Origin of the sequence: Mycobacterium sp., from assembly GCF_965229265.1 — a bacterium.
Classification (GTDB): domain Bacteria; phylum Actinomycetota; class Actinomycetes; order Mycobacteriales; family Mycobacteriaceae; genus Mycobacterium.
The window spans coordinates 62231-85575 of record NZ_CBDDIY010000012.1; the positions used below are offsets into that span (position 1 = coordinate 62231).

Consider the following 23345-nt stretch of genomic DNA (forward strand, 5'->3'; position numbering starts at 1 on the left):
TGTCGAACTCGTGGCTCAGGTTACAGGCCGGAGAGAAGATCCCGGGCCAGAGCCGCGGTCTCCGACGGCGTCTTGCCGACCTTCACCCCGGCAGCCTCGAGGGCCTCCTTCTTGCCCTGCGCGGTGCCGGCACCGTCGGACACGATCGCGCCGGCGTGGCCCATCGTCTTGCCCTCGGGAGCGGTGAAGCCCGCGACGTAACCGACGACCGGCTTGGTCACGTTGGCCTGGATGTAGGCGGCGGCCTTCTCCTCGGCGTCGCCACCGATCTCGCCGATCATCACGATCAGCTTGGTCTCGGGATCGGACTCGAACGCCTCGATGGCGTCGATGTGGGTGGTGCCGATGACCGGGTCGCCGCCGATGCCGATGGCGGTGGAGAAGCCGAGATCGCGCAGCTCGTACATCATCTGGTAGGTCAGGGTGCCGGACTTGGAGACCAATCCGATCGGACCCTTGCCGGTGATGTTGTTCGGCGTGATGCCGACCAGCGACTCACCGGGGGTGATGATGCCGGGACAGTTCGGGCCGATGATCCGGGTCTTCTCACCCTTCTCCACGTTGTAGGCCCACGCATATGCGCTGTCCTGCACCGGAATTCCCTCGGTAATGACGACCAGCAGCGGGATCTCGGCGTCGATGGCCTCGATGATGGCGTCCTTCGAGAAGGCCGGCGGCACAAAGGCGATCGATACGTCAGCGCCGGTCTCCTTCATGGCCTCGGCCACCGAGCCGAACACCGGCAGTTCGATGTCGTTGCCGTCCTTGTCCACATGCGAGACGGTCGTGCCGGCCTTGCGGGCGTTGACGCCGCCAACGACCTGGGTACCGGCCTTGAGCATCAACTTGGTGTGCTTGGTCCCTTCACCGCCGGTGATGCCCTGGACGATGACCTTGGAATCTTTGTTCAGGAAGATAGACATCTTTGTTGGCTCCCTTACTTGTTGGCCAGCTCGGCGGCCTTGTCGGCGCCGGAGTCCATGGTTTCGGCCTGGATCACCAGGGGATGGTTTGCCTCAGCCAGGATGCGCCGGCCCTCTTCGACGTTGTTGCCGTCCAGGCGGACCACGAGCGGCTTGTTGGCCTCGTCGCCGAGAATCTCCAGCGCCTTGACGATGCCGTTGGCGACCGCGTCACACGCGGTGATACCGCCGAACACGTTGACGAACACGCTCTTGACCTGGCTGTCGCCCAAGATGACGTCCAGACCGTTGGCCATCACCTCGGCCGACGCGCCGCCGCCGATGTCGAGGAAGTTGGCGGGTTTCACGCCGCCGTGGCGCTCACCGGCGTAGGCGACCACGTCCAGGGTCGACATGACAAGGCCCGCGCCGTTGCCGATGATGCCGACCTCACCGTCGAGCTTGACGTAGTTGAGGTCGTTCTCCTTGGCCTTGAGCTCGAGCGGATCGGTGGCGTCCTTGTCCTCGAACTCGGCGTGGCCGGGCTGGCGGAAGTCGGCGTTGGCATCGAGGGTGACCTTGCCGTCCAGCGCCAGGATCTGGTCATCGGGCGTGCGCACCAGCGGGTTGACCTCAACCAGGGTGGCATCCTCGCCGACGAAGACCTCCCACAGCTTCTGGATGGTCACGGCGGCCGCGTCGAGCACCTCGGCGGGCAGGTGGCCCTTCTCGGCGATCTCCCGCGCGAAGGCCAGATCGACACCCTTGACGGCGTTGACGGGCACCTTGGCCAGCCGTTCGGGCTTGGTGGCGGCGACCTCTTCGATCTCCATTCCACCCTCTACCGAGCACATGGCCAGGTAGGTCCGGTTGGAGCGGTCGAGCAGGAATGAGATGTAGTACTCCTCGGCGATGTCACTGGCCTCGGCGACCAGCAGCTTCTTCACGATGTGGCCCTTGATGTCCAAGCCGAGGATGTTCTTGGCGTGGGTGTAGGCGTCGTCGGGGGTGGCGGCGTACTTGACGCCACCGGCCTTACCGCGGCCACCCACCTTGACCTGCGCCTTGACCATCACGGGCTTGCCGATTTCCTCGGCGATGGCCTTGGCGTCCTCGGGCGAGTCCGTGACCCGGCCCGGTGTGGTGGGAACGTTGTGCTTGGCGAACAGTTCCTTCGCCTGATACTCGAAAAGATCCATTGGCTCACTGTCTGGTCGGCGCTGACTGCTTTTGATGACGTTGTATTGAGGAAGTCGCTCCGGGGGAACTGTATCGAGAGCCCTGCAAGGCACCCTCGTCGCCCACCGCTCATGTGGCACATCTCACCGCAGAGCTGAAGTGATTCAACTCACAATCCTGCGAGGAATAGCGGCATGGGTTGCCTCCCTCATCGGATCTCGTTAACGTCTTCGTGGTCCAGATAACGCTTTGGTCACGACTAGAGGGACATTGAGTTTTGACGCAGCATCGCTTGGCCTCATCTCCCCGCGGAGACCTCCCGGCCCAGCATGCTACGAGCACGACTTCTGATCGCCCGAGCGCCTCGACCCGGGCCCTGGATCCCGAGCGTGTCGACGTCACCGACATCATTCCGTTCAACGAATTCGGCGACCTGGTGGACATCGACTTCCGCGAAAGCACCGCGTTCGACACCGAAGCTCAGGTGGCGCACTGCCCGGAACTCGACGACCTGCATGACGTCGACGACCTGAAGCCGCTGCGGTTGGCTGTACCGGCCGAGTTCGCCGCGCGGGACAGCCGTCGCGCCGAGACCCCCCGGTACAGCAATACCGAGAACACCGACATCCTGCCGCGCACCCCGCAGCATCGCCGCCAGCCGACCAGTGCGGCCAAGGGCCGCATGATGATCACGGCGATGGCCGCCGGCGCGGCCGCAGCCGCGGCCTACACCGCGGTCAAGCCGGCCGCCGAGACCACCACGCAAACCGTGCTGGCCGCCGACAAGACATCCATCGACGGCACCGTGACCACCCCGCGGGGAATGCAGCTGATCAGCGTCAAGCCCGCTGCCGACGCCGTCGTGCACGGCGAGGAAATGGCCAAGGGCCTCGCGTTCGCCCAGGAGCGGGCCGAACGTGAGGCCCGGCTGCAGCGTCCGTTGTTCGTCATGCCTACCAAGGGCGTGTTCACCTCAGGCTTCGGATACCGGTGGGGTGCACTGCACGCGGGCATCGACCTCGCCGCCCCGATCGGCACCCCGATCGTCGCGGCCTCCGATGGCGTCGTCGTCGACGCCGGACCGACAGCGGGCTACGGCGCCTGGGTCAAGATCCGCCATTCCGACGGCACGGTCACGCTCTACGGCCACGTCAACACCTGGCTGGTCCAGATCGGCCAGCGCGTGTTCGCCGGCGACCAGATCGCCACCGTCGGCAACCGGGGCAATTCAACTGGGCCACACCTGCACTTCGAGGTTCTGCTGGGGGGCACCAACCGGACCGACCCGGTGCCGTGGCTGGCGAAGCGGGGCCTGGCAGTCGGCCCCTACGTCGGCTGACCTGGTGTCTGACCCGCTCGACCCGCACACCCGCATCATCCGGCGCCAGCCCTCTGGGCCGATTCCGCAGCCCGAGGAACCCCGCACCGGCATCATCCGCCGCGCACCGACCGGCCCATTGCCGCAGCCGCCCGAGGCGCCGACGACCAACATCCCCAGCCCGCCCGTCGAAGACGCCCCGACGGGTCTGATCCGCCGGGCCGCGCCGGTGGCGGTTCCCGCCCGCCAGGTTCACATCGACGTATCGACCGGCGGGACCGCGATCGCCGCCAGCGCGGTGAGCATCATCAGCGGCTGGGCCACCGCGGTGGTGGCCACCGATCTGATCACCGGGTGGTGGGCCACCGACCGGCTGTTCTGCCTGGCGGTCGGGTTCCTGACGCTGCTCTTCGCGATCACCACTATCGCCGGGGTGATCATGCTGCTGCTGCGCCGCTCGATCGGCCGCTACCTCATCGCCTCCGGTTCGGTGGTCGCGCTGCTGACGTTCGGCAGTGTGTTCCTTGCCGGGGCGCGAATCCCCTGGCCGGTCTATCTGATTCCGGTCCTGCCGCTGGCCAGCCTGGCCCTGGCCTGGCACCCGTCGACGCGTCGCTGGTGCCGGCTGCGCTAGGAGTTCCTAGAGCTTCTGCACCGGAGCGTGGTTGTGCATCAGCTTGACCCGCCCGGCGCTGCCGAAGTCGATCAGCGACATCGCTGACTCCCCCGCGCCGGACACCTCTTCGACCCGGCCGAGGCCGTACTTGTCGTGGTTGACCCGGTCCCCGGGTTGCAGAACCAGCAAGGGGCGCTTGCTGGTTCCCGCCGGCCGCGCCGGCGAGGGGCGGGGGGTGCCGAACCGGCCCGCCCCGCTGACCGGCGAGCTGAACGAGGGAGCCGGATCGGTGCGACGCCAGTCGAGAAGGTGCTCGGGAATCTCACGCAGGAAACGGGATTCGGGGTTCAGCATCGGCTGACCCCAGGACGAACGCACCTTGGCGCGGGTGAGGTAGAGCCGCTGGCGTGCCCGGGTGATGCCCACGTAGGCCAGCCGGCGCTCCTCGGACAGTTCGCCCGGGTCGCCCAGCGCCCGCATGTGCGGGAACATCCCGTCCTCCCAGCCGGTGACAAACACGACCGGGAACTCCAGCCCCTTGGCGGTGTGCAGGGTCATCATGGTGACCACGCCGGCGTCGTTCTCGGGCAGCTCGTCGGAGTCGGCCACCAGCGAGACCCGCTCCAGGAACTCGGCGAGCACACCGGTCTGCGGGACGTCCTCATCTTCGTCGGTGTCCGCACCGTCTTCGAGCGCGGCGGCATTGGCCCGGTCGATGCTGAATTCGTGTGCGACGCTGACCAATTCATTCAGGTTGTCCAGCCTGGCCAGGTCTTGCGGGTCGCTGGAGGACTCCAGATCGTTGCGATAACCCGTACGGTCCAGCACTGCCTCGACCAGATCGCCGAGCTCGTCGTCGAGGCGCCCGCGCAGATCGTCGAGCAGGGTGACGAAACTCGCGATCGCCTTCTCCGACCGGGTGTTGAGCATCGGCACCTTGCCCGCTGCGGCGGCGGTCAGCGCGTCGGCAAAGGTGGAGCCGGTGTTCTCGGCGTATACCGCCACGCAGGCCTCGGCGCGGTCGCCGATACCCCGGCGCGGGGTGTTGAGGATGCGACGCAGACTGACCGCGTCCCCCGGATTGTCCAGCACGCGCAGGTAGGCGACGATGTCGCGAATCTCCTTGCGCTCGTAGAACCGAACGCCACCGACGACCTTGTAGGGGATGCCGGCGCGGATGAACACCTCTTCCAGCGAGCGCGACGAGTTGTTGGTCCGATAGAACACCGCGAAGTCGTTGTAGGAGAAGCCGTCGCGATCGGCCAGCGCATCGATCTCACCCGCGACGAAGCGCGCCTCGTCGTGCTCGTTGTCGGCGACGTAGCCGACGATCAGCTCGCCCTCGCCGGCGTCGGTCCACAACCGCTTCTCGCGCCGGTTGGCGTTGCGCGAGATCACCGAATTGGCCGCCGTCAGGATGTTCTGGGTGGAGCGGTAGTTCTGCTCGAGCAGGATCGTGGCGGCGTTGGGGAAGTCGCGCTCGAAGTCCTCGATGTTGCGGATGGTGGCACCGCGGAACGCATAGATCGACTGGTCGGCGTCGCCGACCACACACAATTCGCTGGGCGGCACGGTGTCGGTGTCGGGGGCCGAGACGCCGACGAGCTCGCGGACCAGGACGTACTGCGCGTGGTTGGTGTCCTGGTATTCGTCGACCAGGATGTGCCGGAATCGTCTGCGGTAGTACTGAGCGATCTGCGGGAAGTTCTGCAGGACGGCCACGGTCTCGCCGATGAGGTCGTCGAAGTCCAGCGCGTTGGCGGCGCGCAGCCGCCGCTGATACTCCCCGTAGACGCTGGCCACGGTGCGGCCCAGCTCGTCGGATCCCGGCTCCAGTGCAGAGACCGCCTGCTCGGGGGTGACGAGTTCGTTCTTGAGGTTGGAGATGGCATTGGCCAGCAGCCGCGGCGAGTACCGCTTGACGTCCAGGCCCATGTCCTTGCCGATCATCAACAGCAGCCGGCGTGAGTCATCGGCGTCGTAGATCGAGAAATTCGAGTTCAGGCCTGGCAGCAGCGACGCCTGGTTGCGCAGGATCCGCACGCACGAAGAGTGGAAGGTGGAAATCCACATGTTCCTGGCTCGGGGACCAACGAGCCCGACCACCCGCTCGCGCATCTCGGCGGCGGCCTTGTTGGTGAACGTGATGGCCAGGACCTGACCCGGCCCCACATCGCGGGCCGCCAGCAGGTAGGCGATCCTGCGAGTGAGAACGGCCGTCTTGCCGGAGCCGGCGCCGGCCACGATGAGCAACGGGGCACCCTCGTGCAGCACCGCCTGGCGCTGCTGAGGGTTGAGACCTTCGAGGAGTTCGGCCGCTTGGGCCGGGGGCTTGAACCCCGTCAAGTGCACACTCATGTCTGACCCAACTTACCGCTGGACGGCGACAGTTTTTTTGCGAAGCCGGGCTTCGGGGTGGCACACTCGAAACGTGCTTTCATGGCAGCGTCGATTTTTTTACGGGTACCGATCCGCGGTGCCCGTGGTCTAGCTGCTCAGCCAGAGAGCCCCGCGGTCCGCATCCGGATCCGGGGCTCGTCTCTTGTGTGAGGCCCGGATCCGAATGAGACCAGTCGCACACACGAGGAGAAGGAAGCGATGACTGTAGAAATGGTCCCAGAAGCCGAACCCGACATCGACGCTCTGCGCATCGAGATCGACCGACTCGACGCCGAGATCTTGGCGGCGGTCAAACGCCGTACCGAGGTGTCTCAGGCGATCGGCAAGGCGCGGATGGCGTCCGGCGGCACCCGACTGGTGCACAGCCGGGAGATGAAGGTCATCGAGCGCTACGGCGAACTCGGGCAGGACGGCAAGGATCTGGCGATGCTGCTGCTCCGGATGGGCCGCGGCCGGCTCGGGTACTGACGCCGGCCATCGGATGGCGCCGGCTCGGGTGACTGACGCTCAGCGCACCGCGTCGACCAGCCAGGGCGTCATCCAGGTGACGGCGTTCGGGGTGGGATGCACGCCGTCGCTGCGGACCAGCACGCCATTGATCTTGGCGGTGTAGTTGCCGTTGGGCCCCAGCTTCTTGTTGAGGTCCAGCACCTCGACATTGCGCCGGTTCTCGACGACACCGCGCAGCAGCGTGTTCCAGCGCTTAACGCGGCTGGGCTGATCCTCCGGATACAGGCTGCCGTCGGGCTGTTCGCCGTGGCGGTTGAAGGGCGCGGTGGTGACCACGATCCGGGCCCCGGTCGACCCCAGGATGTCCAGCGCCCGCCGCAACTCATCCGTCAGGTACTGGTCGAAGTCGGGATCGCCGATGTGCGTCCACTTTCCGCGCCACATGCGATCCACCGTCTCCCAGCGGCCGATGGTCAGCAGCACGACGTCGGGGCGGTCGTGGGCAATGCGTTCCGACCAGCGTTCCGGCCAGGTGTCGCACTCGGTCTTCTGCGGCAACTTCTGACCCGAGTAGCGGTAGGGCCCGCCACGGGCCACACCGCAGCCGATGGTGGTGCGGTCCAGGAAGCGGATCCCCGGAGTGGGCGGCAGGTAGCGCAGCACCGTCCAGGCGATCGAGTCGCCGAACACCGAGACCGTGTGCGGGCGTGCGCCGGCCTGCAGCGGCGGCGCCGGTCGGACCGTCTCCACCGGTGACGTCAGGGCGGCCACGGAGATGTCGGGCCCGGTTCCGTCTCCGGCGCGCGCTCCGATCGGTACGACGAGCGTCGTCACCGCCACCGCTGTCGCGACCGTCGCCCCGGCGAAGCGCAGCAGCGGGACATGGATCGGCTGCCAGCGGCGCACCGGCCCCTCGATCAGCCACCAGGACACCGTCGCCGCGAGCAGGGTCGCGGCGCACCGCGCGGCGAACAATGGCCAGGACGACCAGCCGGTGCGTTCGCCGTTGAGGACCAGGAAGATCGGCCAGTGCCACAGGTACACCCCGTAGGAGATGACGCCGAGCCAGACCAGGGGCCGCACCGCCAGCACCCGGGCGACCGGCCCGCCTTGATCGAGCGCCACGGGAACAATCACGGCGGCCGCGGCCACCGCGACGACGATCAACAGGCCATAGCGGAAGTCCGCCGCGGAGCCGGTGGCCACATGCACGGCCACCGCGAGCACCGCCAGCCCGAGGATGGGCACGATCCGGGCGGCCCACTTGAGCCACCGCGAGCGGATCACCGACCACCCGGCCAGCACGGCCGGCCAGTCGCGGACCAACAGCGCCGCCGCCCCGGCGCCGATCAGCAGCGCCTGGGCGCGGGTGTCGGTCCCGAAGTACACCCGGTTCAGTGATGTCTCCGACGACATCAGGATGGCCTCGGCCGCCGAGCCGAGCGCTCCCAGCGCGGCGACGACGACCAGCACCGCCCGCACCCGGCCGAGAGTGGCGGTCGCGCCCCGGCGGCGGGCGATGGCGGCCAGCGTCACCGCGATGACAACCAGCAGCACCGGCCAGATCAGGTAGTACTGCTCCTCAACCCCCAACGACCAGGTGTGCTGGAGCGGCGACGGGGTGCCGCCCTGGCTGAAGTAGTCGGTGTCATGCGCGACGAACGCCCAGTTCGCCGTCCACAGGAACGCCGCGATCGCGTCGGACCGCAGTGTCTGCACCGCGTCCGGCGGAAACAACGCACGCACGAACACCACTGCCAGCACCATGACCAGCAGCGCCGGCAGCAACCGCCGGGCGCGACGGATCCAGAAGCCGCGCAGGTCGACCCGGCCGGTGCGTCCAAGTTCGTCGAGCAACAGCGAGGTGATCAGGAAACCGCTGAGCACGAAGAAGATATCGACGCCGATGAATCCGCCGCCCACGCCCGGGATGCCGCCGTGCCCGACGAGCACGAGCGCGACGGCCAGGCCGCGGATGCCGTTGAGGGCGGAAACACCGGAGCGCGGCACTCGTGCGGGGTGGCGCCGAGGGCCGCGATCAGGGGTAGCGGCGACCCACCGATGGTGCGCGGTCGCTCGCGCCGGCGCCGCGGTCACGGGCAGCCCTCCCTAAGTCCGGGCTTGTGACTTTAGGCGGCAAGCGCCGGGGAATGGTGGCGGCGCGCGGGTCGGGCCGTCAAGCCGTGCCGGGTTAGCAGCGCGTCAAGTCCTTGTCGACGATTTTGTGCCGTCGGGGCGCGCGCGGCACCAGCTCGTCGAACGCCAGCATCAGTCCACCGACCACCCCGGTGAGCTGGGCGAGGACCAGGTCCGGCACGCCACGACGCGCCGGTCGTGCGGTGTCGGAACGGTGGTGGGTCACACCCATCGGGGTCTCCAATCGCAGTGACAGTCGCGGAGTCAGACCTGGATTACCCCGTGCTTGCATTTGCAAGCGTGAAGCATGCCACAGTTAGCGATAGCCGGACGCGACCGCTCGGTCGGCTGATTACTTGGTGAGCGCGATGTACTTGGTGTCGAGGTACTCCTCGATGCCCTCGTAACCGCCCTCCCGACCGAACCCGGACTCCTTGACCCCACCGAACGGGGCGGCCGGATCCGAGATCACTCCGCGGTTCACCCCGACCATGCCGGACTCGAGCGCCTCGGCAACCCGCAACGCCCGGTCCAGTGACTCGGTGTAGATGTAGGACGCCAGACCGAATTCGGTGTTGTTGGCCGCGGCGATTCCGTCCTCCTCGGTGTCGAAACCGACGATCGGTGCGACCGGGCCGAACACCTCCTCGGTGAGGATGCGCGCATCGGACGGGACGTCGGTCAGCACGGTGGCCGGGTAGAAGTTGCCCGGACCGCCGGGCGCCTGACCGCCCAGCGCCACCGTCGCGCCCTTCTCCACGGCGTCGTCGACGAGTTCCTGAACCTTGGCCAGCTGCTTGGTGTTGACCAGCGGGCCGAGCTTGGCCGACGGGTCCAGACCATTGCCCAGGCTGACCTCGCCCATCCGCTTGACGAACTTGTCGGTGAATTCCTCGATCACTGCGTTGGCGACGTGCAGGCGGTTGGCGGCCGTGCAGGCCTCGCCACCGTTGCGCATCTTGGCCAGCATCGCGCCTTCCACCGCGGCGTCGACGTCGGCGTCGTCGAAGACCACGAACGGCGCATTGCCGCCGAGTTCCATCGAGGTGCGCAGCAGCTTGTCGGCCGACTGTGCCACCAGCGCCTTGCCCACCCCGGTCGAGCCGGTGAAGGTGAGCTTGCGCAGCCGGCCGTCGTCGATCAGGGCCTTGGTGACCTCGCCAGGCCTGCTGGTCGGAAGGATCGACAGCACACCCTTGGGCAGGCCGGCCTCGTCCATCAGCTTGGCCAGCAGCAGCATGGTCAGCGGCGTTTCCTGAGCCGGCTTGACGATCATCGTGCAGCCGGCGGCGAAGGCGGGCCCGATCTTGCGGGTGCCCATGGCGAGCGGGAAGTTCCACGGGGTGATGGCGTAGCACGGCCCGACGGGCTGCTTGGTGACGATGATGCGCCCGGTGCCGGCCGGCGAGGGTGCGTAGCGCCCACCGATGCGCACCGCCTCCTCGGCGAACCAGCGGAAGAACTCGGCGCCGTACTTGACCTCACCCATGCTCTCGGCGACGACCTTGCCCATCTCCAGGGTCATCAGCGTCGCGAGGTCATCGGCCCGGTCGATGATCGTCTCGAACACCGAGCGCAGGATCTCGCCCCGCTCGCGGCCCGGCGTTGCGGCCCAGTCGGCCTGGACGGCGCACGCGGCGTCTAGTGCGGCGACCGCATCTGCGGCAGTCGCGTCGGCCACCGATGTCAGGACGGTGTCGTTGGAGGGGTCATACACCTCGAACGTGGACGAGCCCGGACGCTCTTCACCACCGATCCACAGTCCGGTCGGAACCGAAGCCAACAGCCGTTCAATCTCTGGTGAGCTCATGCCCTCCATCATCTACTCCCTTGGACACTTCTCCGCATTAGGGTTCGTGGAATGACCGCCGACATTTCCGCCACCACCGAATGGAACGCGCTGCGTCGTCACCACGAGCAGATCGCCGGGAAAACCCTCCGCGAGCTCTTCGCCGACGATCCCGACCGCGGTCGCGAGCTCACGCTGACCGTCGGCGACCTCTACATCGACTACAGCAAGCACCGGGTCACCCGGGAAACGCTGGAGTTGCTCATCGATCTGGCTCGCGCGGCGCACCTGGCGGAACGCCGCGACGCGATGCTGGCCGGTGAGCACATCAACACCTCGGAGGACCGTGCGGTGCTGCACACCGCGCTGCGGTTGCCGCGGGACTCCCGGCTGATCGTGGACGGCCAGGATGTGGTCGCCGATGTGCACAAGGTGCTCGACGCGATGGGCGAGTTCACTGACCGGCTGCGCAGCGGCGAGTGGACCGGCGCCACCGGCGAGCGGATCAGATGCGTCGTCAACATCGGCATCGGCGGCTCGGACCTGGGCCCGGTGATGGTGTACCAGGCGCTGCGCCACTACGCCGACGCCGGCATCTCGGCGCGGTTCGTCTCCAACGTCGACCCCGCCGACCTGGTGGCCAAACTGGACGGACTCGATCCGGCCACAACGCTTTTCATCGTCGCATCCAAGACGTTCTCGACGCTGGAGACGCTGACCAATGCCACCGCGGCGCGGCGCTGGCTCACCGATGCGCTAGGCGACGCCGCGGTCTCCAAGCACTTCGTGGCGGTGTCGACGAACTCCAAGCTCGTGGACGGCTTCGGTATCAACACCGCCAACATGTTCGGCTTCTGGGACTGGGTGGGCGGCCGGTATTCGGTGGACTCGGCGATCGGCCTGTCGGTGATGGCGGTGATCGGCAAGGAGGCCTTCGCCGACTTCCTGTCCGGTTTCCACATCGTGGACCGCCACTTCGCGACCGCACCGCTGGAGCAGAACGCGCCGGCACTGCTAGGCCTGATCGGGCTGTGGTACTCCGGCTTCTTCGGCGCCGAGACCCGGGCGGTGCTGCCCTACTCCAACGATCTGGCCCGGTTCGCGGCCTATCTGCAGCAGCTGACGATGGAGTCGAACGGCAAGTCGGTGAAGGCGGACGGCACGCCGGTGACCACCCCGACCGGTGAGATCTTCTGGGGCGAACCGGGAACCAACGGCCAGCATGCGTTCTACCAATTGCTGCATCAGGGCACCCGGCTGGTGCCCGCCGACTTCATCGGGTTCAGCGAGCCCACCGACGACCTGCCCACCGCCGACGGGTCGGGCAGCATGCACGACCTGTTGATGAGCAACTTCTTCGCCCAGACCCAGGTGCTGGCCTTCGGCAAGACCGCCGAAGAGATCGCGGCCGAGGGCACCCCAGCAGATGTGGTGCCGCACAAGGTGATGCCGGGCAACCGCCCGACGACCTCGATCCTGGCCACCAGGCTGACCCCGTCGGTGGTCGGGCAGCTGATCGCCCTCTACGAGCATCAGGTGTTCACCGAGGGCGTGATCTGGGGTATCGACTCGTTCGACCAGTGGGGTGTCGAGCTGGGCAAGACCCAGGCCAAGGCGCTGCTTCCGGTGATCACCAGCGACGGTTCACCGGCCACGCAGACCGACAGCTCGACCGACGAGCTGGTGCGCCGTTACCGCGAGGAGCGCGGCCGGGCTCGCTAGTGATTTCGGAGCGCAAACGTCCGCTACGCGACGGTTTGCGCGCCGAAATCGCTCAGGCAAACGGCTTGGTGAACCGCGGCGGCAGCAGCTTGAGCAGAGCCACCAGCGGAATCCACGGCCAGCCCGGGACGATCGCGCGGCCGGCCTCGCGTTCGATGGCGGCGACCATCTGGCGCACCCCGGTCTCGTTGTCCACCATCAGCATGGTGGAGTTCGACTTCGCGGTCATCTCGGACTCGATGTAGCCGGGCTCGATGACGGTGACGGCGATCGGGCCGGACGCATAGTCGGCCCGCAGCGACTCCCCCAGCGAGGACACCCCGGCCTTGCTCGCGCAGTAGGCGGCCTTCACACCGGGAACGCCCTTGTTGCCGAGCACACTCGAGATCAGCACCAGGTGGCCCGAGCCGGCCTTGGTGAACATCTCCAGCGCGGTCTCGATCTGCACCAGCGCCGCGATGAGATTGGTTTCAATGGTGGCCTTGTTGGCCCACAGCTTGCCCGAGCCCAGCGGCGCGCCCTTGCCGATGCCGGCGTTGACGATGACCCGGTCGATACCGCCGAGTTTGTCGGCAAGTTCGGCGAACACCGTGGGCACCCGCTCGTGGTCGTTGACGTCGAGGGCAGCCACCGCAACCGTGATGTTGGGGTAGCGCTGGGACAGTTCAGCCTTGAGCTCGTCGAGGCGGTCGACGCGGCGCGCGCACAGCGCCAGGTCACGGCCCTTGGCCGCGAAGGCGCGGGCCATGCCCGCCCCGAGTCCCGAGCTTGCACCGGTGATGAGGATTCGCTGCCTGGTCACGGTTGGCAGCCTAGTTCCCGGCTCCTGCCCGCCGGACCCAATCCCCGCGTCGCTTCGCTCCTGCCCGCCGGACCCAATCACTTCAGCAGCCGCGACAGCCGCCGATCGGCCAGTATCTTTCCTCCGGTCTGGCAGGTCGGGCAGTACTGAAACGACTTGTCGGCGAAGGACACCTCGCGCACGGTGTCGCCACACACCGGGCACGGCAGTCCGGTGCGGGCGTGTACCCGCAGCCCGGATCGCTTCTCCCCCTTCAGCGTCGCGGCCTGCTGCCCCACCGAGCGCTGCACGGCATCGGTGAGCACCGAGATCATTGCGTCATGCAGCGTCGCCAGCTGCGCCGCCGTCAGCTTGCTCGCCGTCGCGAACGGCGACAGCTTGGCGACGTGCAGGATCTCGTCGCTGTAGGCGTTGCCGATGCCGGCGATGACCTTCTGGTCGGTGATCACGGTCTTGATCCGTCCGCCCTGCGAGGCCAGGATCTCGGCCAGCTGCTCGGGGCTGATCTCCAGGGCATCGGGGCCCAACCCCGCGATACCGGGCACCGTGGCGGGATCGGTGACGATCCACACCGCGAGCCGCTTCTGGGTGCCGGCCTCGGTGAGGTCGAAACCTGGCGCGTCGCCGGGTGTCCCGAGGTGCACACGAAATGCGATCGGGCCCTTGCCCGGTCTGAGCGGGGCCGCGGCCAGCTTGTCCGACCACCGCAGCCACCCCGCCCGCGACAGGTGCGTGATCAGGGACAGGTCACCAGCCTTGATCCCGAGGTACTTGCCCCAGCGGTACGCGCCGGTCACGGTCTGTCCGTGCAGCGCGGTCGGCGGCGGGTCGAACGTCTTGAGCACCGACAGCGCGGCGACGTCGACCCGCCCTATCGTCATGCCCACCGCATGCCGGCGCAGATGGTCGGCGAGGGCCTCGACTTCGGGCAGTTCGGGCATATCTCAGGCTAGACGCGATCGGCGCTGCGCAGCGGCAGCGAGAGCACCCACCCGACGATCGACAGCACGATCGCTGCCCAGATGGCGGTCCACCAGAACTGGTCGATCTGCAGCCCCCAGTGGGTGGTGTGCTCGGTGATCCAGGCGGTGATCCACAGCATCAACGCGTTGATGACGACGTGGATCAGCCCGAGGGTCAGGATGTAGAGCGGTATCGACAAGAACTGCACGACCGGCTTGATGATCGCGTTCACCAGACCGAAGATCACCCCGACGACCAGGACGATGCCGACCCGTTGCAGCGTCGTCTCACCCCCGACGAACGTGATGCCCGGCACGACGAGCGTGACGACCCACAGCGCCAGACCAGTCAACGCAGCGCGGAGCAGAAACGATCCCATGTCGCAATCCTCCCAGAAAGCGGCGGAGGTCAGGGCTGCGATGCCATGATCTCGTCGAGCCAGTCGAACGTCACGGCATTGGACAGGGTGAGATTGGCCAGCTGGCAGTGGGTGTCGGCGCCGTCCTCGGGCGTGAACATCCGCCCAGCGACCGGACCGCCGGCGTGGCCGCAGAACACCTCGTACTGGCGAAGCGGTTCGGTACCTTCACCGGTGCCCACGAGCGCCAGGGCCGGGCAGTCGATCTGCGCCGGATCTACGGTGAACTGACGCAGGTAGTCGAATGTTCCCAGAAACGTGGTCTGCCCGAAACGACGGATCAATGACCGCGACATCTCCTTGATGGTCGGTGGCATCTCCTCGTCCGGGATCTCGTCGATATCGGACAGGCCGAAATCGTCCTCGGGGCGCAGCACCTCCTGCGGGTCCCCACCCAGCCCGGCGACGAACGACACCATGTATGCCCGCAGGTCGACCACCGGTGAATTCGCCACCAGGGCAGCGACTCTGGGCTCGTGCGCGGCGGCGCGCGAGGCAAAGTAACCACCGAAGCTGATCCCGAGCAGCGCCAGCCCGCGGGGGTCGACGTCGGGCCGGCTCAGCACCAAGTCGATCCAGGGCGACACCCAGCTCTCGGTGTCGGGGACGAAATGCGTTGCGGGCTCGGTTCGCCCGGTGTCCATCTGGCCGGGGCCGCAGATCAGCATGACGTTCCACCCACGTTGCAGGGCGGCCGCGCCGACCTGGAAGTAGCTTTCCTCCAGGGTGCCGTCGAATCCGCTGGTCGCCACCAGGGTTCGCCGCGATCCCGGGGTGCCGAACCAGTAGCCGGGCAGCCGTTGATCATGCCAGGGCAGCCACAGCTCTTCCATCTGGACCGGATCCTGCTCCATCGCTGCCAGGAAGGCGGCACGGCTGGCCAGTCCGAGTTCGGCGTGGCGCGGCGTGCCGAACGGTGCGAAGTACTCGGCCGAGCGAAAACTGTTGGCGGCGTGTAGGTAGCGCTCCCGGGCACTGATGAGATGTCCGGCCGCCGCACGCTGTTCGGCGTCGACGCGCTGACGTTCGGCGAGCTCGGCGAACGCCTCGGTCCAGTCCTGGGCGCCGCGTCGGCGAACCTGCGCAGCCACCGCGAGACATTCACCGACCGATGCCCCGCCGTAGGCGGCCGAGCCCAGCTGGCGTAGCAACTGGAAGTCGAGTTCGGGATCCTCGAAGCCGGTAACTCTGGTTGTGCTGCGTAATGTTTGGCTACCCACGAGCACGACCGTAGTCGACTACTCGCGCAGCAGGTAGGTGTCCATGATCCAACCGTGCCGGGCGCGCGCCTCGGACCGCAGCCCGGCGATGCGCTCCCCGACCTCGCCGACGGTGCCCGATATCAACAGCTCGTCGGGGGTTCCGAGGTAGGCGCCCCACCAGATCCGGGTCTGCGGCGGGCAACTCAGGAACGAGCAGTCGCCGTCGAGCATCACCACGGCCGAACCCTTCAGACCACTGCCGCGCAGCTGGCGTCCGGTGGTGATCAGGACCGGCTCACCGACGTCGTTGAGCGGGATGCGATGGCGTGCGGTCAGTGCCTGCACCGCGGTGATCCCGGGGATGACGTCATAGCTGAACTCGACGTGGTGAGCCACCTCTTCGAGGATGCGCAGCGTGCTGTCGTACAGCGACGGGTCGCCCCACGCCAGGAACGCGCCGACGCCGTCGGGGCCGAGCTCGGTCTCGAGGGCGCGGGCCCACAGCCGCGCCCGGGCCGAGTGCCAGTCGGCGACGGCCTGGGTGTACTCGCCGTCGGACGCCCGTTTCGGGTCGGGCAGTTCGACGAATCGGTAGCCAGGTCTGGTGATGAACCGCGCGCAGATCTCGCGGCGCAGTGCCACCAGGTCGCTCTTGGCTTCGCCCTTGTCCATCGCGAAGAACACATCGGTGTCGTTGAGCGCACGGATCGCCTGCGATGTCACATAGTCGGGGTCGCCGGCTCCGATGCCGATGACGTGGATGGTGCGCACCCGCAGAGCCTAACGAAAGCGCCGGAACGCCATCGGCACCAGCAACGCCACCGCGAAGCAGCCGCCGATCACCCCGGAGATCAGCAACGGCACCCGGCCGTCGGACCCCCACAGCAGGCCTGCCCACAACCCGGCGGCCAGCACCGCGGCGCCGCTGACCCCCTGGAACAGCCCCTGCGCGCTGGCCTGCCGGTCGGCGCCGACCAACGAGGAGATCCACGCTTTACCGACGCCGTCGGTACACGCGGTGAACAGCCCGTAGGCCGCGATCAGCAGCCACGCGGCAACCGGGTCGGTGGTCAGGCCCAGCCCGATGTAGCCGACCGCGAAGAACACCAGCCCGAAACCGAACACCGCCGAGCGAGGCAGCCGGTCGGCCAGCACACCGGCCGGGAAGCTGGCCAGCGCGTAGACCAGGTTGTAGCCGACGTAGGCCAGGATCACCCCGACGACGCCGAAGCCGATCTCGTTGAGCCGCAACAACAGCAGCGCGTCCGGGAAGTTGACGACACCGAAGGCGACCAGCAGCCCGGTGACCCGCCAGTAGCGGCGAGGCAGCTCGCGCACGCCGCGAAAGATCGGTTTGCGCCCCGCCGGATCCGGCCGCGGCCCGGCAGCTCGCTGCTCGCGCACCAGAAAAACGAGGAGCACCGACAGCACCGCGGGAACGATCGCGAAGTAGAGCAGCGGGGCTATGCGATGGTCCAGCAGCTCGTAACCGGCGAGCCCGAGCAGCGGCCCCACCACCGCACCAAGGGTGTCCATCGCACGGTGGAAGCCGAATACCCTTCCGCGCGCGGAGGGTTCGATACCGTCGACCAGCAACGCGTCGCGCGGCGCACCGCGGATGCCTTTACCCAGCCGGTCGACGACCCGCCCGGCCAGCACGCCGGGCCAGCCGGCGGCCACCGCGATGATGACCTTGCCCAGCGCCGCCATGCCGTATCCGGTTGCTATCAAAGGCCGTTTGGCGAATCGATCGCCGAGCGGCCCGACCGCGATCTTGGTCAGCGATGCGGCACCCTCCGCGGCGCCCTCGATTGCGCCGACCACCGCAGGCGGCGCACCCAGCACGACGGTGAGGTAGATCGGTAGCAGCGGATAGAGCAGCTCGCTGGCGGCGTCCTGGAGGAACGACACCGCCGAGAGCACCCGCACATTGCGGGTCAGCCAGGTTCTCACCGAGGGTCGTTCGCGTTCAGGAAGTCCGGCGCAAGCACGAAGAAGTTCTCCTCCTCCTGCACGAAATGCAGGCGCAGCAGGGCATACAGACCGTAGAGGCAGGCCAGCAGATCATCACGTTGGTCGGCGCGCACCATTGCGGCCTCGTCGGCCAGCTCGCGGTGGGCGTGTAGCCGTTGGGCCATCCGGTGGATCTCGGCATGCATCCGGCTCATCGTCGCGGTGGCCTCGGGACTGCCCAACGGCCGCGCCAGCTCCGGGTACAGCGCACTGTCCTCGGCATCCTCGTGCGGTAGCAGGGTGTCCTGCAGGAAGGCGTCAGCGGCGCGGAGCGATACCAGCGCGTCGTCGAGCTGCTCAGCGGCGACCTGTTGCGCGGTGTCGCGCAGGATCGAAAGATCGTCGCGCATCTGGTCGTGTTCGGCGGAGAACCGCCGCACCAGCGCCTCGGCGTCGTGGCTCAGCGGTGGCGGCCCGGCATGATCACCGCCCAGCGCGCGAAGGGCATTGAGGATGACCGCGAGATCGATTCCTTCCTGAAGCAGGGCACCGGCGGCCGGCGGCAGCCAGCCGAAAGCCGCGAACCCCATGGCAACCAGGGACAGGCCCATGCCCACCGCCGCGCTCTGCACCGCGATCCGCCGCGACCGGCGGGCGATCAGTTTGGCGTCGGCGAGCCGGTCGAGCCGGTCCGAGGTGAGCACGATGTCGGCGGCCTCCGAGCTGGCGGTTGCGCCGCGAGCGCCCATCGCGATGCCGACGTCGGCGGCGGCCAGTGCGGGTGCGTCGTTGACCCCGTCGCCGACCATCGCCGTCACCGCGCGCTCGGCCTCCGCGCGGACCCGGGCCACCTTGTCGGCCGGGGTCTGTTGCGCCGCCACTTCGTCGAGCCCGAGCACCGTGCCGATCTGCTGCGCAGGTGCGGGCCGGTCACCGGTGAGCATCACCAGCCGGGTGATTCCGGCCGCCCGCAGCCTGCGCAGGGTGCGCGGGGCGTCGGGCCGCAACGGATCGGTCAGCAGGATCGCACCGGCCAATTCGTCGTCGACGCGAACCCAGGCCACCACCGCACCGTCGAACGATGCGCGGGCCAGCACGGCCGCCGCCCACTGCGGCAGGTCGCCGTCGAGGCTCAGGTTGCCGACGCCGACCCACTTCCCGTCCACGACCGCCGACACCCCGGTGCCGGCCTCTTCGGTGACAGCGCTCGGCACACTCAGCCCCACCCCGCGCAGCCGCGCCTCGTCGACGATGGCGGCGGCGAGCACGTGCGGTGACAGCTGGTCGGCGGAGGCGGCCAAACCCAGCACCTCATCGATCGTCCACCCCGGGGCCACCACGATGTCGGTGCCGCGAGGCCGGCCCGAGGTCAGCGTCCCGGTCTTGTCCAGAACCAAAGTCGTAGCCCGGCCCAATGTTTCGAGTGCGCCACCGCCGCGCACCAGAACACCGATCCGCGATGTCCGGGACAGCCCGGACACGATGGCGACGGGTGCGGCCAGCAGCAGCGGGCATGGTGTCGCGACCACGAGCACCGCGACCGCACGCTCGGGTGAGCCGCTGAAGATCCAGGCCAGGGCCGCCACGGCCAGGGCCACCGGCAGGAACCACGCCGCGACGCGGTCGGCGATGCGCACTACCGGCGCCGACTCGGCCGCCGCCTGCCGGGCCAGCCGGACGATGCCGGCGTACGTGCTGTCGGCCGCACTGGCCGACGCCCGCAATTCCAGGCCGCTGCCGGCATTCACGCTGCCACTGCGCAGCGGATCGCCCTGGCCGCAACGGACCGGGACGGCCTCACCGGTCAGCGCGGAGTCGTCGAGTACCGCGAAGTCCGACAGGACGACGCCGTCGACGGGCAGCACCTCGCCCGGGCCCACCACGACGATGTCGTCGACGAGGATCTCATCCAGGCCGACCACCTCGACCCCGTCCGGCGTGCGGCGCCGCGCGGTGCGTGGCACCCGGTCCAACAGCGCGCGCAGGTCCTTGGTGGCCCGCCGCTCGGCCGCCGCGTCGAGGGCCTGGCCCGTCGCGAGCATCACGGCGATCAGCGCCCCGGCCAGATACTCCCCGACCGCCAGCGCGCCGCAAAGTGACAGCACCGCAAGAACATCCACGCCGACCCGGCCGGCCCGGACCGCTGCGACCACCCACCACAGCGCCGGCAGGATCGCGGCGACGGTTCCGGCGATCCAGCAGGCGTCGGCGACGCTGCGGGCATCGAGTAGCCACGCGAGGCCCCCGGCGGCCAGCGCAGCGAGTGTCACCGCGAGCAGCGCCCAGCGCAGTATCCGGCCGGTACTTCCGGCATTGGCCCGCGCGGTGTCGGTCATGTGAGCAATGATCCCCGTGAGTTGAACGATGCTGCGCCGATCAGCGTGACTACTACAGCGTATGTAGTATTCGCGGCGATAGCGCCGCTCACCCGTAGGAGTACCAGGTGTCGACTTTCAACGGTCTTCCCGCGCACGTGCTGTTCGTGCACTTCATCGTCGTTCTGGCCCCCCTGACGGCGGCCCTGGCGATTCTGTGCGCGGTGTGGCCGGCGGCTCGACAACGCTTGGTGTGGCTGGTGGCGGCGTTATCGGTGGTCACCGCGGTGCTCACACCGCTGACTACCGAGGCCGGGGAGTGGCTCGAACACCGCGTTGAACGCTCACCGCAGCTGCACACCCACACCGAGCTCGGCGACACGATGGTCTATTTCGCTCTGGCCCTAGTGGTCGCGGCGGCGCTGTTGGTGGTGGTCCACCTGCGCGCCGGCCGGGGCAAGCCGGTGTCCACGGCGTTGTCGGTGATCATCGCGGTCTTCGTGGCGGTGGCCGGCATCGCGACGGTGATCCAGGTGTATCGCATCGGCGACTCGGGCGCCAAGGCCACCTGGGCCGACATTCCGCTGGTTCCGGCGGCGTCGGCGGGCGACGGCGACTAGAACCGGGTTGTCAGCCGACCACCTGGCCCGATAGCTCGCCCGGTTCCGGGATCACCCGGTCCTGGGCAAGGTCGGCAACCGCCACGAAATCGGCGCCCAGGGCGACCACCACGGCTATCGCGGCCACCAGCAGCCAGCCCCGCTGCGCCCGGGGACCCGGTCGTTGCAACGCCTCCACCCGTCGCATCACCTCACCGGGCCGGCCGGCGATGCCGGTCCAGGCCGGTCTGGCGGCGGCCGAGCACAGCACCGCCACTCGAGCCACGGCACGCAGCGTGGCCCGGCGGTCGCCCGCGGCGGCCCGCTCGTCGGCGGCCCGCTCGGCGGCGAACCGTACCGCCGGAGCCCACGAGCGCAGCAGTGGATTGAGGTGCGCGGCCAGCTGCACCGTCTGGATGAGCATCGAATGGTGACCCGCGAGGTGCGCCCGCTCGTGCTCGAGCACCGCGCTCAGCTCGTCGCCGTCCAGAGCGGCCGACAGTGCGCTGGTGACCACGACGACACCCCGGCGCCCCGGAACCGCGAAGGCGTCGGGGATCGTGGAGTCCACCTGCAGGAGGTCACCGACGCGGTCCGGACAGTCCCTAAACAGCCTGCTGGACCGCATATTTGACCGGACCCGCAGCGCATGCCCGACGGTGCCGAACAGCGTCGCGCACAGCAGGCCACCCAGCAACACCGCGCCCACCCAGGCCGTCGTGGACCCAGCACCGGCGGCGATCGTCGCCAGCGCCAGGGCCGACATCCAGGTGGTGAGCGCCAGCGCGGCCCCGGTGACCGCGAGAAGCGGGGTGAGCCACTGCGGGGTGAAGAGCGCGCCGAGCCACGGCAGCAATAGCGTCAGCAACGCGGCGACCACCCACGGGCCGGCCAGCACCAACCACAGCATCAGCCGGTGCCGGAATCGTTGTCGGCCAGCAACTTTCGCAGCACCGCCTCGTCGGCGGGGTCCAGACCGGCGACGAAGCTGGCCAGCACGTCGGCACGGTCGGTGGCTCGTCTGCGGTGCAGTTCGTTGCGCATCTTGATCGCAGTCCGCAAGGCCGGCAGGTCCCGGGCCGGAGCGGCGAGGGCATAGACATAGGCCCGGCCGGATTTGGTCCGGGTGACCAGTTGCTTGTCCGCCAGCCGGACGAGGGCGGTCATCACCGTCGTGTGCGCAAGGTCACCACCGAGTTCGGTGCGCACCTCGGCGACGCTCATCGCCGGGCGATGGCCCAGGACGGCGATGATGGCGTCCTCCAAACTGCCGGGTTGTCTGCGCACACGAGATCCTCTCCCGGACCAGGATAGGCACCCGCCGCCGGTCCCACCGACTCAGCCGCGCAGCGTCACGCTCGGCGACTCGCCGAATTCGGCGCGGTAGATCTGGCTGAACCGCCCGATGTGGGCGAAGCCCCAACGGGTCGCGATGCCCGACACGGTGTCGCGGGCCGGATCCGCGGCCAGCAGGTCGTGACGGGCGCGGTCCAGCCGGACCTGGCGCAGATAGCCCATCGGGGTGGTGCCCATGTTCCTGCGGAACATGTACTGCACGGCCCGGGGTGTGACGTTGATGGCGCTGGCGATATCGGCCATCGAGATGTCGCGCGCGCAGTTGCCATGGATGTAGTCGATCGCACGACGCAGCAGCGGCGAGCACGCCGCGCCGGGGTGCTCCGCCTTGTAGTCGGCGTCGGCATAGGTGTTGGGAAAGACGTACAGCAACGTCGTCGCCAGCAGCCGCACCGCGCTGCCGACCACCAACTCGGCGTCTCTGGCGCCGGCGCTGCCCTGCAGGGTCGCGGTGACGTAGTCAACGGCGGTCGCCCACTGAGCGGCGGCGGCGGCCGACCGAGGGCGACTCGAGATGAAGCGGACCGCCGGCCGGCCGTCGGAACCGGCACCACCGGTGAGCTGGCGCAGCGCCGCCGGGGCGACGATGGTCAGCGAGATCGCGGCATCGACAGTCTGGGCGCGGCACGGGCGCCCGGCGCGCGCGGAAAGCACGACGTCGCCGGTCGAGCACGTCTCGGCCCGGGCACTGCCGCCGAGCTGCAAGCTTCCGGACTTCAGCTGGGCGACGATGTGGAACGGCCACCGTTCCGTCTCGAAGTCCAAAGCGCTGGGCAGTTCGGCCATACCGACACTGACGTGACCCATCTTCACGCCGGACACCGTCATCGGCCGACTCGGAAGCAAGCCCCCGACGCGCCCATTCACTCCACAGGAGCTCTCGAAGAACGATGCCGCCGCGTCGGGGTCAGCGATGGAGAACGTGGCGCTCTTCGGGAGCGCCTCCGGGGGAGCTGCGATCGTCGTCTCCTGACTCCGACGGCGGCCGAAGCCGCCGTGTGACACGTAGGGCCGCCGGAGTGCTGGCAGATGAGAACTCGTCGACCGCCCGTGGAGAAATACGGGTACACCCATCCGCCGACGACGGCGGATGAACGAGCATGGTTCTCAGCTCAGGGCAGAGAGTACAGCGGCGCGCCCCGGTTGCGGCCGGATTGGCGCACTTTTCTTTCTGCAGACGCAAGAGGGTGTAGTCGCTTCGACGTCGGCCGCACTCGGTGCGGGG

Annotated in this window: 20 protein-coding genes and 2 pseudogenes; 5 read left to right on the plus strand and 17 right to left on the minus strand. The window is 68.4% G+C overall.

What is annotated here, in order from left to right:
* Positions 1-20: 20 nt before the first annotated feature.
* Together sucD and sucC are read right to left on the minus strand one after the other, a co-directional pair.
* Positions 21-923 (minus strand): succinate--CoA ligase subunit alpha, encoded by a 903-nt coding sequence (sucD, locus tag ADBZ9K_RS17930; protein ID WP_526622865.1) that lies wholly within the window; start codon positions 921-923, stop codon positions 21-23.
* 14 nt (positions 924-937) lie between these two features.
* Positions 938-2101: an ADP-forming succinate--CoA ligase subunit beta gene (gene sucC / locus ADBZ9K_RS17935; protein ID WP_526622867.1), complete on the minus strand. Its 1164-nt coding sequence runs from the start codon at positions 2099-2101 to the stop codon at positions 938-940.
* Positions 2102-2373: 272 nt separating this feature from the next.
* Here sucC and ADBZ9K_RS17940 point away from each other — a divergent pair, with 272 nt between their 5' ends.
* A complete protein-coding gene (locus ADBZ9K_RS17940; protein WP_526622869.1) occupies positions 2374-3420 on the plus strand; it encodes a M23 family metallopeptidase in 1047 nt (348 codons plus the stop codon).
* A gap of 4 nt (positions 3421-3424) precedes the next feature.
* A complete protein-coding gene (locus ADBZ9K_RS17945) occupies positions 3425-4033 on the plus strand; it encodes a hypothetical protein (protein ID WP_526622871.1) in 609 nt (202 codons plus the stop codon).
* Between the two features lie 6 nt (positions 4034-4039).
* On the opposite strand, the gene pcrA is transcribed toward ADBZ9K_RS17945, so the two are convergent.
* Positions 4040-6373 carry a DNA helicase PcrA gene (gene pcrA / locus ADBZ9K_RS17950; protein WP_526622873.1) on the minus strand — a complete coding sequence of 778 codons (2334 nt, stop codon included), beginning with the start codon at positions 6371-6373 and terminating at the stop codon, positions 4040-4042.
* Positions 6374-6574: 201 nt separating this feature from the next.
* On the opposite strand from pcrA, the pseudogene ADBZ9K_RS17955 reads away from it, so the two are divergent.
* A pseudogene (locus tag ADBZ9K_RS17955) lies at positions 6575-6883 on the plus strand (chorismate mutase); the annotation flags it as partial.
* 39 nt (positions 6884-6922) lie between these two features.
* Here ADBZ9K_RS17955 and ADBZ9K_RS17960 read toward each other — a convergent pair.
* The 3 genes from ADBZ9K_RS17960 to ADBZ9K_RS17970 all read right to left on the minus strand — a co-directional run bounded on the left by ADBZ9K_RS17960 (position 6923) and on the right by ADBZ9K_RS17970 (position 10811).
* A complete protein-coding gene (locus tag ADBZ9K_RS17960; protein ID WP_526622875.1) occupies positions 6923-8875 on the minus strand; it encodes an SGNH/GDSL hydrolase family protein in 1953 nt (650 codons plus the stop codon).
* Between the two features lie 181 nt (positions 8876-9056).
* Positions 9057-9233: a hypothetical protein gene (locus ADBZ9K_RS17965; RefSeq protein WP_526622877.1), complete on the minus strand. Its 177-nt coding sequence runs from the start codon at positions 9231-9233 to the stop codon at positions 9057-9059.
* 120 nt (positions 9234-9353) lie between these two features.
* A complete protein-coding gene (locus ADBZ9K_RS17970; RefSeq protein ID WP_526622879.1) occupies positions 9354-10811 on the minus strand; it encodes an NAD-dependent succinate-semialdehyde dehydrogenase in 1458 nt (485 codons plus the stop codon).
* Between the two features lie 51 nt (positions 10812-10862).
* On the opposite strand from ADBZ9K_RS17970, the gene pgi reads away from it, so the two are divergent.
* The gene (pgi, locus tag ADBZ9K_RS17975) at positions 10863-12512 is read left to right on the plus strand and encodes a glucose-6-phosphate isomerase (RefSeq protein WP_526622881.1); all 1650 of its coding nucleotides are present in this window, start codon (positions 10863-10865) and stop codon (positions 12510-12512) included.
* A 52-nt stretch (positions 12513-12564) separates the two neighbouring features.
* Here pgi and ADBZ9K_RS17980 read toward each other — a convergent pair whose 3' ends face one another.
* The 8 genes and pseudogenes from ADBZ9K_RS17980 to ADBZ9K_RS18015 all read right to left on the minus strand — a co-directional run bounded on the left by ADBZ9K_RS17980 (position 12565) and on the right by ADBZ9K_RS18015 (position 20186).
* On the minus strand, positions 12565-13314 hold the full coding sequence (locus ADBZ9K_RS17980; protein WP_526622882.1) for an SDR family oxidoreductase: 750 nt from the start codon (positions 13312-13314) through the stop codon (positions 12565-12567).
* A gap of 77 nt (positions 13315-13391) precedes the next feature.
* Positions 13392-13859, minus strand: a complete 468-nt coding sequence (locus ADBZ9K_RS17985; RefSeq protein WP_526624191.1) for a zinc finger domain-containing protein — start codon at positions 13857-13859, stop codon at positions 13392-13394.
* Between the two features lie 153 nt (positions 13860-14012).
* A pseudogene (locus ADBZ9K_RS17990) lies at positions 14013-14255 on the minus strand (DNA-formamidopyrimidine glycosylase family protein); the annotation flags it as partial.
* A gap of 8 nt (positions 14256-14263) precedes the next feature.
* A complete protein-coding gene (locus ADBZ9K_RS17995) occupies positions 14264-14656 on the minus strand; it encodes a phage holin family protein (RefSeq protein WP_526622884.1) in 393 nt (130 codons plus the stop codon).
* A gap of 29 nt (positions 14657-14685) precedes the next feature.
* Entirely contained in the window at positions 14686-15915 is a 1230-nt protein-coding gene (locus ADBZ9K_RS18000; protein WP_526622886.1) for an alpha/beta hydrolase, read from the minus strand.
* 18 nt (positions 15916-15933) lie between these two features.
* Complete coding sequence (gene cobF / locus ADBZ9K_RS18005; RefSeq protein ID WP_526622888.1) at positions 15934-16668, minus strand: precorrin-6A synthase (deacetylating); 735 nt, start codon at positions 16666-16668, stop codon at positions 15934-15936.
* A 9-nt stretch (positions 16669-16677) separates the two neighbouring features.
* A complete protein-coding gene (locus tag ADBZ9K_RS18010; protein WP_526622890.1) occupies positions 16678-17850 on the minus strand; it encodes an MFS transporter in 1173 nt (390 codons plus the stop codon).
* Positions 17847-20186, minus strand: a complete 2340-nt coding sequence (locus tag ADBZ9K_RS18015; protein WP_526622892.1) for a heavy metal translocating P-type ATPase — start codon at positions 20184-20186, stop codon at positions 17847-17849. Before ADBZ9K_RS18015 ends, ADBZ9K_RS18010 begins: the two co-directional genes overlap by 4 nt.
* 107 nt (positions 20187-20293) lie before the next feature.
* Here ADBZ9K_RS18015 and ADBZ9K_RS18020 point away from each other — a divergent pair, with 107 nt between their 5' ends.
* Positions 20294-20785: a DUF2231 domain-containing protein gene (locus ADBZ9K_RS18020; RefSeq protein ID WP_526622893.1), complete on the plus strand. Its 492-nt coding sequence runs from the start codon at positions 20294-20296 to the stop codon at positions 20783-20785.
* A 10-nt stretch (positions 20786-20795) separates the two neighbouring features.
* Here ADBZ9K_RS18020 and ADBZ9K_RS18025 read toward each other — a convergent pair whose 3' ends face one another.
* Genes ADBZ9K_RS18025 through ADBZ9K_RS18035 form a run of 3 tightly spaced genes read right to left on the minus strand, consistent with a single transcriptional unit; the run spans position 20796 to position 22948 of the window.
* Positions 20796-21674: a M48 family metalloprotease gene (locus ADBZ9K_RS18025; RefSeq protein WP_526622894.1), complete on the minus strand. Its 879-nt coding sequence runs from the start codon at positions 21672-21674 to the stop codon at positions 20796-20798.
* Entirely contained in the window at positions 21674-22051 is a 378-nt protein-coding gene (locus tag ADBZ9K_RS18030; RefSeq protein ID WP_526622896.1) for a BlaI/MecI/CopY family transcriptional regulator, read from the minus strand. The genes ADBZ9K_RS18025 and ADBZ9K_RS18030 overlap by 1 nt, the downstream gene beginning before the upstream one ends.
* 51 nt (positions 22052-22102) lie before the next feature.
* The gene (locus ADBZ9K_RS18035; RefSeq protein WP_526622898.1) at positions 22103-22948 is read right to left on the minus strand and encodes a helix-turn-helix transcriptional regulator; all 846 of its coding nucleotides are present in this window, start codon (positions 22946-22948) and stop codon (positions 22103-22105) included.
* Between the last annotated feature and the right edge of the window lie 397 nt (positions 22949-23345).

Excerpts from the sequence above, each read along its gene's own strand:
- sucD (WP_526622865.1), bottom strand. The coding sequence starts at position 923 with ATGTCTATCTTCCTGAACAAAGATTCCAAGGTCATCGTCCAGGGCATC.
- sucC (WP_526622867.1), bottom strand. The coding sequence starts at position 2,101 with ATGGATCTTTTCGAGTATCAGGCGAAGGAACTGTTCGCCAAGCACAAC.
- pcrA (WP_526622873.1), bottom strand. The coding sequence starts at position 6,373 with ATGAGTGTGCACTTGACGGGGTTCAAGCCCCCGGCCCAAGCGGCCGAA.
- ADBZ9K_RS17965 (WP_526622877.1), bottom strand. The coding sequence starts at position 9,233 with ATGGGTGTGACCCACCACCGTTCCGACACCGCACGACCGGCGCGTCGT.
- ADBZ9K_RS17970 (WP_526622879.1), bottom strand. The coding sequence starts at position 10,811 with ATGAGCTCACCAGAGATTGAACGGCTGTTGGCTTCGGTTCCGACCGGA.
- pgi (WP_526622881.1), top strand. The coding sequence starts at position 10,863 with ATGACCGCCGACATTTCCGCCACCACCGAATGGAACGCGCTGCGTCGT.
- ADBZ9K_RS17995 (WP_526622884.1), bottom strand. The coding sequence starts at position 14,656 with ATGGGATCGTTTCTGCTCCGCGCTGCGTTGACTGGTCTGGCGCTGTGG.
- ADBZ9K_RS18015 (WP_526622892.1), bottom strand. The coding sequence starts at position 20,186 with ATGACCGACACCGCGCGGGCCAATGCCGGAAGTACCGGCCGGATACTG.
- ADBZ9K_RS18025 (WP_526622894.1), bottom strand. The coding sequence starts at position 21,674 with ATGCTGTGGTTGGTGCTGGCCGGCCCGTGGGTGGTCGCCGCGTTGCTG.
- ADBZ9K_RS18035 (WP_526622898.1), bottom strand. The coding sequence starts at position 22,948 with ATGACGGTGTCCGGCGTGAAGATGGGTCACGTCAGTGTCGGTATGGCC.